The sequence below is a fragment of the Lacticaseibacillus sp. 30 genome, from assembly GCF_053819265.1.
On the sequence record NZ_JBSOQX010000009.1, the window covers coordinates 1 to 17,879 of the forward strand.

Consider the following 17,879-nt stretch of genomic DNA (forward strand, 5'->3'; position numbering starts at 1 on the left):
CACTTTGTCGCCAAGCGACAACTTACTAAGAATATCAAATTGGCAACTCGTTGTCAACATCTTTTTTTAAATCGCTGTGCGGTTTAAACTGTTTTTATGACTGACAACTCGTACTATACTACGCAGTTTACTCACTCAAGTCAACCACTTTTTTAAAAAAAGTTTTTCAAGAAAGGAAAAGCACGCACTATGACAGAGGATCAAGCTTTTTGGAACGCATTTGCGCCTGATTATGCCGCGGCAGAGCAGGCGTCGCGTTTGCCTATCGCACACGATGTCATCGCATGGCTGCGTTCAACGCAATTGCTGCCTGCGCATTCGGCAGTCGACTTAGCTGCCGGAACTGGCCGCTACGCTGTTCAAATGATGCCATGGGTTCAGGAACTGACGCTCATTGATTGGTCGTCTGCCATGCTCGCCTTTGCAAAAGAGCGCATGCATCAACAAGCCGATGCTAAAGCTCAATTTATCGTGGCTGACTGGCGCAAATTACACAAGCCGCTTAATGCCGATATGTTGTTTGTCAGCCAGTTGCCGACACTTAAACCTCAAGACCTAAAAATGCTGATGAACTGGGCTAACCAAACCGTGGTGCTTAACTTTCAAACTGCACAGTCTGACGCTTTGCTTGAACAAGCGGCCTCGCTTTTAGGATTGCAGCTACCACCAGTTTATCAGGCGGACCCCGCCCGGATGACAAGCTTCAAAGTTTGGCTGACAGCCCAACGGATACCTTTTCAAAGTCATTCTTTGACATACGAAATTGAAGAGCAAACAACTTTAAGCGACTTGTTACCGGATCTGGCGACACCAATTGGTCTTAAAACTGCTGCCAGCCTTGCCAAGACCATCACCGGCCATGAGAATACGCACGTTCAGGTGACTGATCGGTTGACTTATACTTATACCCAACTGGTCTGGCATGTTTAATCACCACCCATTCAGTATGCTCGAAACACAAACCGAATTATCCGAATTCCGACTAAAAAAAGACTTGCTGCCAGTATGAACGTTCATACAGCAGCAAGTCTTTTTATAGATAACAGCATAAACATCATTGATGGTCATGCGCCGTTGATTTTTTCGAAACGTTAAGCTTTAACTTGCAACTGTTCAACGTTCACAACTGTGTCAACCCAGGAACTATCATAGAAGCCAGCTTCATGGGAAACTAGTAAAACTGCGCCAGGATATTGTTGCAAGCCTTCACGCAAAGCGTTTTTGGTGTCGTCGTCCAAATGATTCGTCGGCTCGTCCATCACTAGAATATTAGTCGTTTGGAGCATTAGGTCAGCCAACTTGACCTTAGCCTGTTCGCCCCCTGACAACATCGTCAGAGGATTGTTCGCCTCTTCACTGGTCAGTGCAGTGCGTGATAAGACCTGTCGAACGGTTTTCTGCGTGAGCGCTGGGAACCGTTGCTCCAAATACTGCACTGGGCTTTGTTTAGGTTGATCCCAGTGCAACTCTTGTTCATAGTAGCCAAAAACAACATTGTCAGCTATTTCAACGTTGCCACTGATCGCCGGTAAAAGGCCGAGCAATGTTTTTAACAACGTCGATTTTCCGACACCATTGAAGCCTTCGAAAGCAATGATCTGATCTTTTGCAACCGAAAAGTTCATTGGTTGTAATAATGGCTTGTCATAGCCAACAACCAAATCGTTAACATCCACCAAGATTTGTCGATTAACAGGCGCATACGGAAACGCCAAATGCGCCTTGGATCGCGTCCCAGGAGGCGTCAATTTGTCCATTCGCGCCAGCTGCTTTTCACGGCTTTTAGCCATCGTGGCGCGCGTGCCTGCCTTAAATTTCCGAATAAACGCCTCAGTTTTCTTAATCGTCTCTTGCTGCTTGGCAAAAGCCTTCAAATAAGTCTCATGATCGGCCTCTTTTTGGCGCATGGCTTGTTTTAACGTTCCGGTGTATTTTGTGATTTGCCCGAACTCAATATCTAAGACAGCATTGGTTACATTTTCTAGAAAATCAAAATCATGTGAGATCACGATAAACGCGCCCTCAAAATTTTGGAGCCAGTCCGTTAGCCAGGCAATATGCGACACATCAAGATAGTTTGTCGGTTCGTCCAGGAGCAACATATCCGGCTTTTCAAGTAATAATTTTGCCAAGATTAACTTCGATCGCTGGCCGCCAGACAATGCTTCAACAGGATGATCCATCCCCATTGCTGTAATCCCAAGGCCTTCAGCAACAGTTTGAATCGTTGTTTCCAGATCATAAAAATCGCCCGCTTCAAGCTCTTGTTGCAGCTCCCCTGCTTTGGCCAGTAAATCGTCATCGGGATGATTAGCATAATCGGCATAAATCTGATTCATTTTTGCTTCTTTACGGTAGAGATCACTAAACGCGGTCCGCAAAAATTCAATAACTGTTTGGCCGGGTACAAGATTCGCATACTGATCCAAATAGCCAACATGTAAGTGCTTCTGCCAGACGATTTTACCTGCATCAGGCGTCAGTGCCCCTGTCAGAATCTTAATGAGGGTACTCTTGCCGACCCCATTTTGCCCGATCACGCCAAGGTGGTCTTCGATATTTACTTGAAAACTGGCATCTTGGTACAACACTTTGTCTAAAAAGCGCTGTGACAGGCCGGTTACGGTAAGAACACTCATGATTCCTCCTATACTAAAACGTATAAAAAACGACAGCTGATTGGTTGCTTAGAGCGTTTGCTGAAACCACTTCGCAAGCTGTGACAGTTTGCATGCGGGTGGCCTCAATGCCAATTGACACAATGATGACACTGGCTCTGGCTCCCTTATTCACGCTCTTTCTGAAAATAGTCACTGCTTGCTAGGCTATCACAGCATGGTTATTTTTACAACGGAGCAAATTTTTTGCAATTTTATGCGTTCTAGCGAAATAATAGCTCCATAGTAATATCAAAGAATTTATATGTGGTCTGCCCTTTGACAAGGTTAAGTATGCTTCGGATGACCTGAGAAAATGTCAAAATCACGACACGACATATACATAGAGGGGGAACCTAAATGGGTATCATGGAATCACGCTTGATTCACGGCACCGTTGGTTTTGCGATCGGTGATGCGTTGGGATTGCCAGTTAAGGGACAAAATGCGGCTGAATTAACCGCAGCACCGGTGACCACCATGAAGGGTTATGGCACCTTTAACCAACCTGCTGGCACCTACTCTGACGAAACTGGACTCGCGTTAGTCGGATTAGATGCCTTGCAGCACGGTTTTGATGAACAAGCCTTAATCAAGGCTTACCAGGCTTGGTTCACCGCGGGTAAGTATGCTCCTTATGGCAAACGCAGTCCGGATATCTGGCCAAGCATTGAAACAGCACTTAAAACTGGCCAATCAGTTGCCGCCGCCAAAGAACCCGGGGCACTCATTCGAATCTTGCCATTCGCCTTTTTCGCCTATCAAACTTTTGACACGAGTCTTTTTCAAAAAGCTGAAGGTGTTAAGGTACTTGAAACTTTTGTTCATATTACTAACCAAGACGCTGAAAACTTGGTTGCTGCTGGCATTTACATGCAAATTGCCGTTGAATTACTTGGCGCGACGCCAGATTTACCGAGTGCCATTGCCACTGGTATCGACAAAGCAGGTAGTTATTTTGGAACCACGCAGCCTTACCAGCCAATTTTTGAAGCTTTTCAAGCAGCCTTGGCAGATGATAAGTGGCCTGATGGGAGTGCTACCGATCCGATCAGTTTGTTAGCACGCACACTTAAGGCACTGCAAAGTAAACCGGACTATCACGATGCCGTCTTACAAACCGTGAACCAAGGTGGCGCTACCGATACAACTGGCGCGCTTGTTGGCGGTTTAGCTGGACTTGCATACGGGTATACAAGTTTGCCGCATCGTTGGTGCCTGATGTTAGCCGAATATGCGCAAATTGTCGATTTATGCCGGCAAGCCGAAAATAGCGGCTTTTTCCCAAAATACGATTAAATTGACCGGTGATCTTCCTAGTTGCGAGCGTTCGGCTTGTGGTAGACTGAAGTTATTCTGTTCCGGAAGGTGTCATTGTGAAAAATAACAGTCATTCCACCTTAAAAACGGTGCTCGAATTCCTTGTCCTTTTTGCCGTTATCTTCTTTGCCAGTCAACTACTGATGCGCTATGTGTTGAGCAAAGATGTGGTGCAAGGAACTTCGATGCAACCGACTTTGGAAAACGGTGATCGTTTGTATTCTATCCGCGTCAAAAAGCCTAAGCGAAACGATATCGTGGTTATTAATGCCCCTGATCGGCCTGGTTCTCTCTATATTAAACGTGTCATTGGCATGCCTGGTGACACCGTTAGTTCAAAAGATAATCAATTGTCAGTGAACGGCAAGAAGATTGCCGAACCATACTTGAACAAAAAGTTTGCCACCGACGAGATTAATAAATGGGCCAGTCAGCAGGGACTTGATGCTTCAACGATTAAATTCACCAATGACTTCAACATCAAAACCCTTTCCTCAACGAAATCTGCTAAGGTACCAGCCGGCAAATACTTCGTGATGGGTGATAATCGGCTAGTATCCCATGACAGCCGCGATTTTGGATTTGTTGATAAGTCAAAAATTCAATCAGTTGTTGTTTGGCGCTATTGGCCATTGAATCAGATGAAACTTTACTAGTCTGACAAAGCACTCAAAAGCACCGCCAGTCGTTAACCTTTTAATGGTTAGCGACTGGCGGTGCTTTTGGGTGAAACGTTGTTTGGTTGTCACTACCGGAGCTCATATATAAGTGACTCGAGCCTAAACGAGCTTGATTGATCTGCGGTCGTTTTCGTTTTTGGCTTGCTTTTTGATGCTTGGCTTGCTGTCTATAACGCGCTCGCCATCGCAGAAACCTACACATAAGAACCTCGAACCTAACCGGCCATTTAGGCTCCTGTTTCTAAAAGCGCTGGCTCGCGCTCACTGCGACTTTAAAACCTGCCGATCGATCAACCTGCGTAGTTTGGTTTGAATGGCCATCATCGTCATGCGATCACTGTCTTTAAATGCTTCGACGTAACTTGGCGCATCGGTGCTGATGCTGGCGGCTGGGTGGCCATCTAAATCGGTAATGTTGATAGTATCACCGTCAATCTTAGCCGTGAAGTAACTGCCCTCGAAACCTTCATCAAGCAACCACTGAGCCCAGTTTTGAATATTTTCAGCAATAGCCTGATCTAGCGGTACTTTATCTTTTAAGGCGGCTTGCCGAGCTTTCACTTCGGCAAGTGTCATATAGGCTTCAGTTTCCATCGTCTTTTGCCTCACCTTCAAAATGCTAATACCGATATACAATTCATTTTGTTGAGATCGCGGTCAGTATACCCCGTCTCGCAGCTGGCGACAACGATTCAGCTTTAGTCATGATTGAGCCACTTGAGCCGCGATCTTGTAAGCGCGCCGATTTTCATAATAGTTAGCGTGAACCAATTGCAAGTATGGATTGATCGCCCAGTCAAATAAATGGAACGTGATGTTTTCCAGAAGATACCAACCGATCATGGAAACATACAGGCCGAGCAAATCGCCTTTGAAGCCGCGCATCAGTCGCCAAGAACCGATCAACGCCGATATCGAGGAAAAGCGCTGATTGGTTTCATGACCATCTTTAAAGACCCAAAAGGCCTGACGCCAGCCCAATGCAAGTAGTATTCCAGGAATCAAGAAAAATGACAGCCCCATCAACGTCAAGAAATACATAAAGATCCATAATGAGATGGCACCCCAGAACCACTGACCGTTAAATAGGCCTAGCAGCGCATGCAGTGGTTGAACTCGCTCTTTACGGCGTACAAGATCTAGCACGCCAAAATTGACCCCTTGAATCAGCATCGTATTGACCAAGCTTTGAATCGTATTCATACTTCCGGTACGATTGCCACTTTGCAGATAATTCTGGAATCCATCTGGATCAGTCAAAGCTTTGTCAATGCCGAATTTTTGAATTAAGGCGAAGACCATCAAGTACGTGATGATAGCGACAGCTGCCTGAATTAAACTCGGTAACAAATAAGCCAGCATCAAATCGCGCCGATTCGTGCCTTCTTTTAATTGCCCTTTTGCTTTTTGCTTAAGCTGGCGATAAGTCATTAAATGTTCTGTCAACGCCCGCGCCTCCAATGATCAATGTTCAATCTTAATTGCCTCTTTCTTAGTGACCTTTTCTGTTCGTCGTGCGACTCGTAAAACTTGATGAATCCGCCAAAGCGCATATAGCTGCTGCGGAACCGCACCGATGATCCCCAACGATTGGGTCGCTGAGTCTCGACGAACAACATGATGATAAGCTGGATGCCCGGTGTAAAGAAACCGGTGAGTGGCCATCACGTAAGTCGCCGTGAACAGTTCATCTTCCATAATTGTCATGCTTTCATCAAAACGTAGCCTTACTTGCTCGATGACATCACGTCGAAAAACTTTATTCCATAAATAACCGCGAATATAACCAATTGGATGAAGCATTTGCCGAATTAGGCCTTCCCGCGTGAGCTGCTTAGGCTTGCGTAAAGCCTCATGCACCGGTCGCGGGTCAGGATCATCCCGATAAAACGGCATCGCAATGAGATCCCAGCCACGCGCCATCATGTCAACGGCGTGAGCAATAAAGTCCGGCTCGTACCAGTCATCGCCATCCATAAAAGCAACTAAATCGCCTTTGGCTAGGGCCAAGCCGCTATTGCGTGCAGCCGAAACCCCATGATTCACCTGCTTCAGAATCGGTTGAATACGCGAATCCAGTTCTGCGAAATGCGCAATGATCTGCGGAGAATGATCTTTTGAGGCATCATCGATCACAATGATTTGCAAATGAGAATAAGTTTGTTCAATTAAGCTTTTCAAGCCGTGAGCCACATAGGCTTCAAGATTATAAACCGGCACAATGATGGTGACGAGTGGCTTTACCATGAACGCACCTCCTCACTCGTGCGAATCCCCGGATCATTTATTAGCTGTTGAATAGGTATCAATCCCTTTTTAGTCAAGCAGTTGTTAGTCGCCAAGCAGAAACTGTGTCTGTGGGGCAAACCATTGCTTGTGCGTTCGCGATAATTTTTTATCCGTAATAAGTGTGGTAATCTGGCCGAGTTCCAGCCCGCGATAAGGCGCTTCAATCTGAAACTTTTCGGTTTCAGAAACCACGACCACCCGGCGTGCTGATAACGCCGCTGCCTGCTTCACCTGAGCATCTTCCATATAGGAAAAGTAAACCCCATCTTCGGCAATAGCCGTTGCACCGATAAATGCCGCATCAAAGGCGATTCGGCGAAGTGTTTCAAGCATCGTTGGTTCAAAGAAGAACCGGGCGTGATGATCCAGTTTGCCACCAAAAAGATGTAAATTAACACGTTCTTCAACTGAGAGTGCGATCGCATTGTCTAAACTGTGCGTGTAAACTGTCACCGGTTGTCGAATGGACTGCGACAATTTTAATAAGGTTGTCGAATCATCAATGAAATAAACGCCGCCAGGTTTGATTAACGTCAATGCTGACTTAGCCATCTTTGTTTTCTGAGTTGAAAATCGTTTCAGCCGCGCAGAGTAGCTGGGAATCGTGTGACCAAAGCTAAGAGACACCAACCCGCCACGAGTTCGTCTCGCAACGCCTTGCGCATCAAGCGCAACAATATCTCGGCGTGCGGTATCTCGTGAAACACCAACCGCCTTCATAATATCCTCGATACTCAACTCGCTGCGTGCTGCCAACAGTTTTTTTATCTCTTCAAAACGTTTTTCCCGATACATTGCCACGAATTCGGCCTCCTTGACAGTTCAGCTTCATTATACCTGATTCTCAAAAGCACCGTTTAGGCTAGTCATTGAATTGTATCATGAACGATCAGAGTTAAAGTTTAGGCTCCCATAAATTTCCAAAAAATTCACAAATTGTGGTAGAAAATTGGCCAATATCACAGTAACTTCAAGGTCTCAACCCACTTTTTCGAGAAAAGTTCACTGATTGTTACGAAAAATTTTAACATTCCGTTTGTTACACGAACGTAACAATATTACTGAATTGAGTATATTTGTAATGATGTTGGTATTTTACTGACATACCACCCCTATATACTTCGTCTTGTGTTCTCGGGGGAACAAAACGACGACTATTCAAAATATTAGGAGTGAATATTTATCTTTACTAAGCAAATTAAATTATCTATCATCGCGTTACTCAGTTTCGCACCATTATTAGGGATGGCAAGTAACCATTCACAAAAGGTCGAAGCGATTGCCGATCACGCCGATGCAGATAACGATAGTAGTCACGTAAACGCAAAGTCAATTGTGTTAAGCAATGAGGCTAAAGTTGAACAGGCGAATGCACATTCACTGATCAATCCTAAAAAAGAAATCACGTTCACAGTCGGCACGAATGATATTGCCGAAGCAGCACATCAGATTGCTGATCAAAAAGCTGCCGCTGCTAAAGCTGCCGAAGAACAAGCAGCTGCTGAACAGGCTGCAGCAGAACAAGCGGCTGCTGAACAGGCGGCTGCTGAAAAAGCACAACAGGAAGCACAACAAGCAGCTCAAAATGCTGCGGCAGCATCTGCTGCTTCAGCCGCTTCTGCTTCATCAAGCGCTGCTACAACAGCTTCGACGGATACAACCACCAACAAAGGTACTTTCAAGTTAAGTTTCTATGATCCGTCCGTGCTTGGGTCTGGTTTGGGTTACGGCGGCGTTGCTGCTAACCTCTCCGTATTCCCGAAAGGTACCCGTCTGAAGATTACATTATCTGATGGCACTGTTTGGTATCGGACTGTTAATGATACTGGTAGTTTTGCAGCTGGCAACCCTAATCAATTGGATGTTGCAATGCCGAATTCACAGATTCCTTCAGCTGGAGTTTTGACTGCGACGGTTGAAGTCGTAGGTTAATAGATTGCTTTAACCCTTCGCATCAGTGCGGAGGGTTTTTGTTTGCGCAAATTTTGCTTAGAACCGTGTTGACTAATAAGGGACTACTTGATCTCGGAGGTTTCAAAACGCGCAAACAGGCGCAGAAACCTGCTCATAAGGACTCCAAGCCTAAATGCCAAAGCCCGGCCATTTAGGCTTGGGGCAGCTTATGCTCCGGTTTCTAAACGCGCCTGTTTGCGCTCTGAACTTTTTAGTTGACATCTGTCGTTTTTTTCGTAAAATAAACAACAATTCAACAAACGACTAAAAACGATGAGTAGAAGAGTACCTGAGTTGTCGGTGTCAGCGAGTCTCGGTTGGTGGGAAGAGACCTCTGGTAGCTTTGGGAAAGTAGTCTACGAGTTGCCGAGGTGACTTTGGAAGCTTCGGTTGGGATTGCGCCCATTATAGCAATCGTGTATCGCCAGGCAACTGGCCGTACACGGTAAGGCCGCTTACGGTGACGTAGCGGTAAATTAAGGTGGTACAGCGTGATTCGCGCCCTTAACAGTCGAGACTGTTAAGGGCTTTTCTTTTGGTTAATTAGCCAACTCCTTTGAAAACCTTCTTACAGTCAAGACGCTGTCGGCAATCGTTTTGATTAAATGGAGGGATATCAATGTCACCACAACCCACACTCACAAAGCGCCAGTATTTGACACTAGGGTCACTTTTGTTCGGTATGTTTTTTGGCGCTGGCAATCTGATTTTTCCGATCCACATGGGTCAACTGGCCGGTTCAGCTTGGCTACCAGCGGCAATTGGCTTTTTGCTATCTGCTGTGTTGTTGCCGCTGCTGTCAATCATGGCGATCAGTCTAACCCGTGCGAGTAGTATGTACGATCTTGCTCGGCCAGCGGGACATAGCTTCGCATTGTTCTTTCTGCTGGCCACTCACGCTAGTCTAGGCCTGCTGATCGCGTCCCCGCGTACCGCTACTGTCACATACTCAATTGGCATTGCGCCGTTCTTAGGAAAAGGTCAACAACAAATCGGCCTTTTGATTTTCTCGTTTATTTTCTTTTTAACAACCTTCTTGCTTGCTCGCAACGAAAGTAAAATTACGACTTATATTGGCAAGCTGCTGAATCCGCTGTTGTTGATTTTGCTAGCAGTGATCTTCTTTTGGGCACTGGTCATCAAAGGTGATATTCGTGCGATAAGTTTTACCAGCAGCCCTAAGCTCATGAGTAGCAACTTGATTAACGGCTTTTTGCAAGGGTACAACACAATGGACGCACTGGCCGGGTTAGGCTTTGGTGTGACGATCATCACAGCCTTGAAACTCATGGGCTTGCACCAGGCATCCACTCGCGCCAAGGCTGTTGCGAAAGTAGGCTCCTTGGCCATGGGCTTGGAAGCTTTGATCTACATGCTCCTGATCTTGCTAGGAGCAATCAGTCTTGGCTTCTCTAAGCTCACAGCAAACGGTGGGACGGCGTTTAACCAGATCATGACACATTATACCGGTTTGATTGGCACGGCCTTGTTAGGCGCGATGACGCTGCTTGCCTGCTTAACCACCGCAATCGGTCTTGTGACATCCTTCTCGCAAGATCTCGGTCATCGTTTTCCAAAACTTGGCTATCACTTTTTCCTGCCAATGACGACAATTGGTGCTTTCCTGATTGCCAATTTCGGGTTGGATCAGATCATTGCTTATTCAACGCCAATTTTAATGCTGCTCTATCCGCTGGCAATTGCCTTAATCATGCTCGGCCTCATGCATCCTTGGATTGGAAAAAATACCCGAATCTATAAAACTACGGTTGCCTTCACGATGATCCCTGCGCTTTTAGATGCCATCCATGCCTTACCAGCTGGGCTAGCACAACTACCGATTTTCAGTAGCATTCAACAATTCGCTACAACCTATATTCCTTGGTTCGGCATCGGGATGGATTTTGTGCCATTTCTGCTCATCGGCTTTCTTTCGGGGTTCATCGCCGCTAAACTTAGCGGTCACAAATTGGCCCCGGATTTGCCTGATCCAGATTAAAAACGTCTTGATTTCTCATCAGGCAAAAAATATTCAGTATAGCGCTTCACCATGACGCGCTCCCAGTCGCAGAAGCCTGAGCGCTCCTACTCGCGCTCACAAAAAAACAGCAGCCTTGGCAATGAAGCCAGAGTGCTGCTGTTTTTTTGATCACGGTCCGGTTGTCGCACCATCGAGCGACACAGTGTAGACCGGATTGTTCGCTGTCCAATCAAATCCATTCGCATTGTTAATTTCATTTTGCTGAGTATTAAAATTACTTAGCGTCTTGCTTTCAAGCCCTAACTGCCCACGCAGCTCATTGGACATCTTTTGAAGCGTTTCGGTTGTCATCACCTGATAAGCAGCCTCATCAATATAAACGCCAATCCCTTTAAGCTGTTGACGATCAATGGTAGTTGCTGAAGCGCGATAATTTTGCGCAATTGACATCATATCATCAAATGTTAGGTTGGTCCGCATGCTAGATGATAAGGAATCCATGACCTTTTGGTAATTTGTCAACGATTTGACCGATAAAAGGTGTTTAACGATTTGATTGATAACTTCCTGCTGACGTTTTTGTCGACCATAGTCGCCTTCAGGATCTTCGTCACGCATTCGGGCGTATGCCAATGCCATCCCGCCATCGAGATGCGCCTTTCCTTTTTTAAAGGTTTGGCCTCCGGTATTCCAGTCTGTCCAACTAAACGGAACATTGACATCCACACCGCCGACAGCATCAACGATTTTTGATAAGCCTGCCATATTGACCGTGACGTAATAATTAATCGGTACATCTAATAACTTCTCAACTGTTTTAATAGCTGCATCGGATTGGCCATACGCATACGCCGCATTAATCTTCTCGTATGTCGGCGAGTCGCTTCCAGTACCGACCATCTCTGCCAGCGTGTCACGAGGAATGCTGGTCATCGTTGTTTTCTTCTCTTTAGGATTGATTGTGACCAGCATCATGGTGTCAGATCGACCGGTATCTTTCCGACCAAAGGCTCCGGTATCGGTTCCTAATAGAAGAATACTGATCGGTTTTTTGCCATCGAGATCTGAGCTGACTGCCTTAGTACTAACTGGATCATACGTTTTTGCAACTGCTTTTTTGGCTTGAGAATAAAATCGAGCGGCATATCCACCAGCGAGAAAAAAGGCAACGAGAGCTATGACAGCCAACGCACGAAGAATCGGATGACGTCGTTTTGGTTTGCGTTTTAATGTTCGTTGATCTAAATCTGGTTGCTTGTCCATTCGAGCTTCACTCCACTTTTAGTTTCCAGAGTAGTTTAGCAGATAATTATGAAGAAAAAAGGGATTTACCTCAAATGCCGCCTCAATATGGTAACATTAAAGAAATATTAGAAATTGGAGCTGATTAGATGCAACATTTACCGGCACGCGCAGAAGTCCCTACCGAATTGACATGGGATCTCACGACTATTTATCCAGATGACAAGGCTTGGCAAGTTGACTTTGAAGCCGTTCGTCAGCAAGCAAAGGAAGCGGCAGCACTTAAGGGTACATTGGGCAAGTCGCCTGAAGCACTTGTCGCAGGTATCAAAGCCGTTCTCGCGGTGTTCAGACGCTTTGAAAAGGTTTATGTCTATTCCAGCTTGAAAAGTGATCAAGACACTGGCAATGCAGCGTATCAAGCCATGAATGCCAAAGCAGAAAGTCTGGCAGCTGATCTTGCCAGCCAATTAGCCTTCATGGATCCGGAAATTCTGGCGATTCCAGCCGATCAGCTGACCGCTTGGCGCGATACCGAAAGCCTCAAACCCTATGGCCACTTTATTGATGCCATCACTGTGAATCGCCAACACGTCCTGACCACAGCGGCTGAGTCATTAATTGCCAGTGCTGGGGATGCGCTGAATGCCAGTCATGCAACCTTTAATGTGTTGAACAACTCCGACCTGCAATTTGGCTTTGTTGAAAATGAAGACGGTGAGACCGTGCAACTCAGCAATGGTTTGTATGGCCAACTCATTCGGTCAACAAATCGCAAGCTGCGTAAAGACGCGTTTGAGGCTTTGCTGCGGGCATATGAAAGTCTTAAGAATACCTTTGCTCAAACATTGAGTGGCCAGATCAAAGCTCATAACTTCAATGCTTTAGCGCATCATTATCCCGATGCTCGCGCTGCTGCAATGGCAAGTAACCACATCCCCGAAAGTGTCTACACAACACTGCTTGATCAAGTCAACGCTCACTTGCCATTACTACATCGCTATATTGCCTTACGTAAAAAGATTCTGAATGTCGATCAACTGCATATGTATGATATCTACACACCGCTGACCGGACGTCCGCCATTGAGTTTCACCCTCGATCAGGCAAAAGACGAAGCCTTAAAGGCATTGGCTCCGCTGGGAAATGATTATTTAGATCATATGCGGGAAATCTTTAATAATCGTTACATTGATGTCGTCGAAAATAAGGGCAAACGGTCCGGCGCTTATTCCGGTGGCGCGTATGACACCAATCCGTTCATTTTACTGAACTGGCACGATGCCGTTGATGAATTGTACACTTTGGTTCACGAAACTGGTCACAGTGTGCACAGCTGGTACACTCGTCATCACCAGCCTTACGTTTATGGCGACTACCCAATCTTCGTCGCAGAAATTGCCTCAACAACCAATGAAAATTTATTGACGGACTACTTCCTAAAAAACACCAATGATCCTAAAGTTCGGGCGTACATTTTGAATTACTATCTAGACGGCTTCAAAGGAACGGTCTTCCGTCAGGCTCAATTTGCTGACTTTGAACATTGGATTCATCAACAAGACCAGCATGGTGAACCATTGACGGCAACCAGCATGTCCTCCTATTATGCGGATCTCAATGCCCGTTATTACGGACCAGATGTTGCACGTGATCCTGAAATTGCCTTTGAATGGGCTCGTATTCCACATTTCTATTACAATTATTATGTTTACCAGTACGCAACTGGTTTTGCCGCTGCCTCGACTCTGGCCGCCGGCATCAGCGGTGGCGAACCAGAGGCGGTTTCCCGCTATATCGGCTACTTGAAATCTGGCAGTTCCAAGTATGCGATTGATACAATGAAAGCGGCCGGCGTTGATATGACCAAGCCAGATTATTTAGAAGCCGCCTTCTCACTATTTGAACAACGACTCGCTGAATTAGAAGAAATTTTGCAGAAAGGATGAGCAGTGTGAAACTTGGGTTTATTGGCACCGGTGTGATGGGCACCGGTATTATCAAGAACTTTTTAAAGAATGGCCAAGAAGTGGTCGTCTTTAACCGAACGCAGGCCCATGCACAGCCAGTCATTGAGGCTGGAGCTACTTGGGCCGAATCGCCGCACGCTGTTGCTGCGCAGTGCGACATTGTTCTCTCAATGGTCGGATTTCCGCAAGACGTCGAAACCATTTATTTTGGTAGCGATGGCATTTTAGCTGGGGCAAGAAAAGGGGCACTGCTCATTGACATGACAACCAGTACCCCCACTCTGGCGAAGAAAATTGCTGCTAAGGCTGCCGAGAAAGGCCTGCAAGCCGTTGATGCGCCAGTTTCTGGTGGTGATATCGGCGCCAAAAATGGCACGCTAACCATCATGGTCGGTGGTGACAAGACTTTGTTATCGCGATTGCAGCAACTTTTCACGCCCATCGCCGCCTCAGTCAATTATTTTGGCCCGGCCGGCTCAGGGCAACATGCCAAAATGGCCAATCAAATCATGATCGCTGGCACCATGACCGGTCTTACCGAAATGCTTGTCTATGCTAAGGCTGCTGGCCTGGATCTTGACGAAACGCTTAAAGTGGTTGGCGGTGGCGCAGGTGCCAACTGGAGTCTCAGCAACTACGGACCACGTATCCTGCAAGGCGACTATACGCCGGGATTCTTTGCAAAACATTTTCTAAAAGATCTGCGCATTGCTCTGGATGAAGCCGATAACATGCACTTACAACTGCCAGCCACGCAATTGGCCAAACAGCTGTATGAACAAATGGTTAATACTGGTAAGGGCAACCTCGGAACGCAAGGGTTGATTACGATGAACGACAGGTGGGATCAAGCATGACGACAATCGCCATTTTATCGGATATTCACGGCAATATGACGGCCTTTTCAGCGGTCATTCAGGATGCGAAGGCGCATCAAGTGGATGAATACTGGTTTCTAGGCGATCTGTTTTTACCCGGTCCAGGTTCTGATAAGTTATGGGCGACGCTGCAAGGACTCAAACCCACACATATTGTTAAAGGCAACTGGGATGACGATTTATTCTGGGTACTGGATGGACCAGTTGATCTGTCACAGCCAACAGATGTTTACTTTAGTCGACTGGTTGCCTATCTGTGGCCGCACCTCACGGCTGAAAATCTGGCAACAATTCGAAATTGGCCGCTGCATGAAGTTTTCGAGCAAGATGGTTTGATCGTCAGTCTAGCACACAACCTTCCTGACAAAAATCATGGACATGCCTTATATCCTGATCAACCACAACTCAACTTTGACCAAATTGCCCCAGATTCGCAAATTGATCTAGCTGTTTATGGGCATACCCACCAACAGCTACTGCGCTACACCAGTAACGGTCAAGTCATCCTCAATCCAGGTTCTATTGGCCAAGCCTATTCACCCCGGCCACACCTGCAAACAACCACTTACGCCGACTATGCATTGCTGCAACTCAATGATGGTGCCATCACCGATCTTGATCTGCGGCAGGTGCCTTACGACGTGTCCGCAGAGTTATCACTAGCCAAGCAACAGCAGTTACCTTATCCTGAGGTTTACACGAAGTTACGCCACACTGGCGCCACCAGCACTCACAATGCTGCTTACCTCAAACAATTCGAACAGCGCCACGATTACCAACAGGAAGTTGCTGAATTTCTGCACAAATATCGCCATCAACACTAACTACGTCAAAAAAGACTCACAACACAACCGCTACTCAATACGGTTTGTGTTGCGAGTCCTTTTTCAATTGCTTAGTTTGTTCGGTGATGGTACCACAATGCCAAGAAATAAAAAAGAAATTCAATGGCAGCGATGAAAAACGTCACCGGCCAGTTCGTCAAAAAGCCTAAATACAAGCCGCTCCAAACCCCGATTAAAGCGGTAATGACGGAAATCACAATCATCTGCGGTAAAGTTCGACCCAGATACTTAGCGACATTGGGCGGTAAGGTCAGTAAGATAAAGACCAACAAACTTCCGACAATTTGCGCTCCAATCGAAACCGAAACAGCAAGAATGAGCAGAAAGTAAATGGAAATATATTTACTTTTCAATCCCTGCGCCGCCGAACCAACCGGATCAAACGAATCAAACGCGAGACGCCGATAGCCAAAATACAACGTTATTAGTACGCCGGCGGCCAATGCCACCAGTTGCCAGACATCGGCGCGGGAGATTCCGATGATGCTCCCAAACAAAATGGTGGTTGCATAACTAGCATTGGCGCTGGAAAGTGACAGAAACAAAATTCCTAAACCAATAAACAAGCTGGAAACCGCACTGATCGAGGCCTCTCGCCGCGATGCTTGAACGGACATGCGGCCAACACTGATACTACTGATCGCTGTGAACAACAACATCCCGTCTAACGGTCTGATGCCAGCAAACACCGCAAACGCAGCGCCTGCAAACCCAACTTCAGAAAGTGTGTGGGCTAAGAACGACATGTTCCGCGCAACGACGAACACACCGACAATGCCTGTGGTAATGGCAATAAACGTACTTGCCATGAATGCATTTTGCATGAATGCATAAGCAAATAAATTCATGCGATCACCCCACGATTCTCGGCATCATTGCGTAATTCTTCTGGCATTGCTTTCAAATCCATTTGCGCTGTTGGCTTCATCTCATAACTTGACCCGGTCAGTAGTAAGTATTGTTGGGTGTACTTTTTGGCTAAGCTCAGATCATGCGTCACAAATAGCACCGTTAATTGCCGCGTTTGATTCAACTCCTGCACCAGATCCATCAACTCCTGCTTCGTGTTGACATCTAAGCTGGCCGTTGATTCATCCAGAATCAGAAAGTTAGGATCATCTAAAAGAGCTTGTGCCAGATAAGCCTTTTGTTTTTCGCCGCCACTCGCCATTCCAAGCCGCGTATCAGCAATTTTACCAAGGTGAGTCGCTTTAATCACGGCATCCAAGGCAGCCTTCTCCTTACCCGTATGCCAGAAAAAGAGATGATCCAACTGCCGGAGTTGAATGAAACTGCGGATCGACAACGGAAATTCCGTATCAACATTCCGGAACTGCGGCACATAACCCAATCGAACCGGTGGCTGTTGCCGAAAGCGAATCGTTCCGGCTTGCGGTTTTAGTTGCGCCATTAGTAACCGAATTAAGGTTGTTTTGCCGACCCCGTTCGGACCAACAAGACTTGTCATTGAGCCCACATTCAACTGAAAACTCAGATCCTGATAAAGCTGTTGATCCCGAAAACCAAAGCTGAGATGATCCACGGTCAAAATCGGTTCGCTCATAGCTGCCTCCCAATAGTAAACGGTAACGATTACGGTTTACTATTGTATCGAACTTTTCATGAAAAGGCCAGTTTTATTTGGATTCTTCTGCCTTAAACGGATTAGCCGTACTGAAATCCAGCCGAATTGTTTTCGGCTTATCTTTGACCACAAGGATATACCCATGACCCAAAAATGGCTTTTCGCCAGCATAGGTAAGCGGAAACTCTTGTGCTGGTGCAAGATTGCCTTGAATGATCATGGCATACATTTCATCATCGGTATAATCATCCGAAAATGCAATGGCGACTGGTGCTGTCACAATTTGCTTAGCCTTATTCATCACAGCGATCACATCAAAAATCTGATTGGTGACTTCTTTAGGGAAAACCTTGGCCACGTCTTCGGCAACGCGGCGTTTTTTAGTTGGTTCGTACATGTGTAAACGATCTCCATTTCTGTATTAGCGAATGGCGTAAGTTTATCATATTGTGGTCAGTCGGGCGAATCGAGATCATTTT

General features: G+C 46.2%; 17 protein-coding genes. 8 read left to right on the top strand and 9 right to left on the bottom strand.

All coding sequences use genetic code 11. The features are described 5' to 3' along the window. Positions 1-189 precede the first annotated feature (189 nt). Positions 190-930, top strand: coding sequence for a class I SAM-dependent methyltransferase (locus ACWPAB_RS07405; protein ID WP_003581037.1), 741 nt, complete (start codon positions 190-192; stop codon positions 928-930). Positions 931-1,091: 161 nt separating this feature from the next. Here the strand turns inward: ACWPAB_RS07405 and ACWPAB_RS07410 are convergent, their stop codons facing one another. Continuing rightward, the gene (locus tag ACWPAB_RS07410) at positions 1,092-2,639 is read right to left on the bottom strand and encodes an ABC-F family ATP-binding cassette domain-containing protein (RefSeq protein WP_003573180.1); all 1,548 of its coding nucleotides are present in this window, start codon (positions 2,637-2,639) and stop codon (positions 1,092-1,094) included. A gap of 378 nt (positions 2,640-3,017) precedes the next feature. Here ACWPAB_RS07410 and ACWPAB_RS07415 point away from each other — a divergent pair, with 378 nt between their 5' ends. Both ACWPAB_RS07415 and lepB read left to right on the top strand, forming a co-directional pair. After that, on the top strand, positions 3,018-3,956 hold the full coding sequence (locus tag ACWPAB_RS07415) for an ADP-ribosylglycohydrolase family protein (RefSeq protein ID WP_003577423.1): 939 nt from the start codon (positions 3,018-3,020) through the stop codon (positions 3,954-3,956). A gap of 77 nt (positions 3,957-4,033) precedes the next feature. Next, a complete protein-coding gene (lepB, locus tag ACWPAB_RS07420) occupies positions 4,034-4,633 on the top strand; it encodes a signal peptidase I (protein WP_003563036.1) in 600 nt (199 codons plus the stop codon). A 285-nt stretch (positions 4,634-4,918) separates the two neighbouring features. Here lepB and ACWPAB_RS07425 read toward each other — a convergent pair whose 3' ends face one another. From ACWPAB_RS07425 to ACWPAB_RS07440, 4 genes are all read right to left on the bottom strand, one after another. Then, complete coding sequence (locus ACWPAB_RS07425) at positions 4,919-5,251, bottom strand: hypothetical protein (RefSeq protein ID WP_003568838.1); 333 nt, start codon at positions 5,249-5,251, stop codon at positions 4,919-4,921. Between the two features lie 108 nt (positions 5,252-5,359). Next, a complete protein-coding gene (locus tag ACWPAB_RS07430; RefSeq protein ID WP_016368314.1) occupies positions 5,360-6,103 on the bottom strand; it encodes a DUF975 family protein in 744 nt (247 codons plus the stop codon). 18 nt (positions 6,104-6,121) lie between these two features. Continuing rightward, the gene (locus ACWPAB_RS07435; protein ID WP_003563028.1) at positions 6,122-6,904 is read right to left on the bottom strand and encodes a glycosyltransferase family 2 protein; all 783 of its coding nucleotides are present in this window, start codon (positions 6,902-6,904) and stop codon (positions 6,122-6,124) included. 84 nt (positions 6,905-6,988) lie between these two features. Continuing rightward, on the bottom strand, positions 6,989-7,747 hold the full coding sequence (locus ACWPAB_RS07440) for a DeoR/GlpR family DNA-binding transcription regulator (protein WP_003577420.1): 759 nt from the start codon (positions 7,745-7,747) through the stop codon (positions 6,989-6,991). Positions 7,748-8,191: 444 nt separating this feature from the next. Here ACWPAB_RS07440 and ACWPAB_RS07445 point away from each other — a divergent pair, with 444 nt between their 5' ends. Beyond that, positions 8,192-8,878 carry a cell wall-associated hydrolase gene (locus ACWPAB_RS07445; protein WP_016381754.1) on the top strand — a complete coding sequence of 229 codons (687 nt, stop codon included), beginning with the start codon at positions 8,192-8,194 and terminating at the stop codon, positions 8,876-8,878. A gap of 640 nt (positions 8,879-9,518) precedes the next feature. Next, on the top strand, positions 9,519-10,898 hold the full coding sequence (gene brnQ, locus ACWPAB_RS07450) for a branched-chain amino acid transport system II carrier protein (RefSeq protein ID WP_003586556.1): 1,380 nt from the start codon (positions 9,519-9,521) through the stop codon (positions 10,896-10,898). A 150-nt stretch (positions 10,899-11,048) separates the two neighbouring features. Here brnQ and ACWPAB_RS07455 read toward each other — a convergent pair whose 3' ends face one another. Then, positions 11,049-12,143, bottom strand: coding sequence for an LCP family protein (locus ACWPAB_RS07455; protein WP_003577416.1), 1,095 nt, complete (start codon positions 12,141-12,143; stop codon positions 11,049-11,051). A 128-nt stretch (positions 12,144-12,271) separates the two neighbouring features. On the opposite strand from ACWPAB_RS07455, the gene pepF reads away from it, so the two are divergent. From pepF to ACWPAB_RS07470, 3 genes are read left to right on the top strand one after another with little or no spacing between them, the layout of a single operon-like run. Then, positions 12,272-14,071 carry an oligoendopeptidase F gene (pepF, locus tag ACWPAB_RS07460; RefSeq protein ID WP_003577415.1) on the top strand — a complete coding sequence of 600 codons (1,800 nt, stop codon included), beginning with the start codon at positions 12,272-12,274 and terminating at the stop codon, positions 14,069-14,071. Then, positions 14,068-14,949 carry an NAD(P)-dependent oxidoreductase gene (locus ACWPAB_RS07465; RefSeq protein ID WP_016363473.1) on the top strand — a complete coding sequence of 294 codons (882 nt, stop codon included), beginning with the start codon at positions 14,068-14,070 and terminating at the stop codon, positions 14,947-14,949. The genes pepF and ACWPAB_RS07465 overlap by 4 nt, the downstream gene beginning before the upstream one ends. Beyond that, positions 14,946-15,794 (top strand): metallophosphoesterase family protein, encoded by an 849-nt coding sequence (locus ACWPAB_RS07470; protein ID WP_003577413.1) that lies wholly within the window; start codon positions 14,946-14,948, stop codon positions 15,792-15,794. Before ACWPAB_RS07465 ends, ACWPAB_RS07470 begins: the two co-directional genes overlap by 4 nt. A gap of 71 nt (positions 15,795-15,865) precedes the next feature. On the opposite strand, the gene ACWPAB_RS07475 is transcribed toward ACWPAB_RS07470, so the two are convergent. The 3 genes from ACWPAB_RS07475 to ACWPAB_RS07485 form a co-directional block, all read right to left on the bottom strand. Beyond that, positions 15,866-16,663, bottom strand: coding sequence for a metal ABC transporter permease (locus ACWPAB_RS07475; protein WP_003586552.1), 798 nt, complete (start codon positions 16,661-16,663; stop codon positions 15,866-15,868). Beyond that, positions 16,660-17,379: a metal ABC transporter ATP-binding protein gene (locus tag ACWPAB_RS07480; protein WP_003577411.1), complete on the bottom strand. Its 720-nt coding sequence runs from the start codon at positions 17,377-17,379 to the stop codon at positions 16,660-16,662. The genes ACWPAB_RS07475 and ACWPAB_RS07480 overlap by 4 nt, the downstream gene beginning before the upstream one ends. A gap of 73 nt (positions 17,380-17,452) precedes the next feature. Further along, positions 17,453-17,797 carry a hypothetical protein gene (locus ACWPAB_RS07485; RefSeq protein WP_003563007.1) on the bottom strand — a complete coding sequence of 115 codons (345 nt, stop codon included), beginning with the start codon at positions 17,795-17,797 and terminating at the stop codon, positions 17,453-17,455. Between the last annotated feature and the right edge of the window lie 82 nt (positions 17,798-17,879).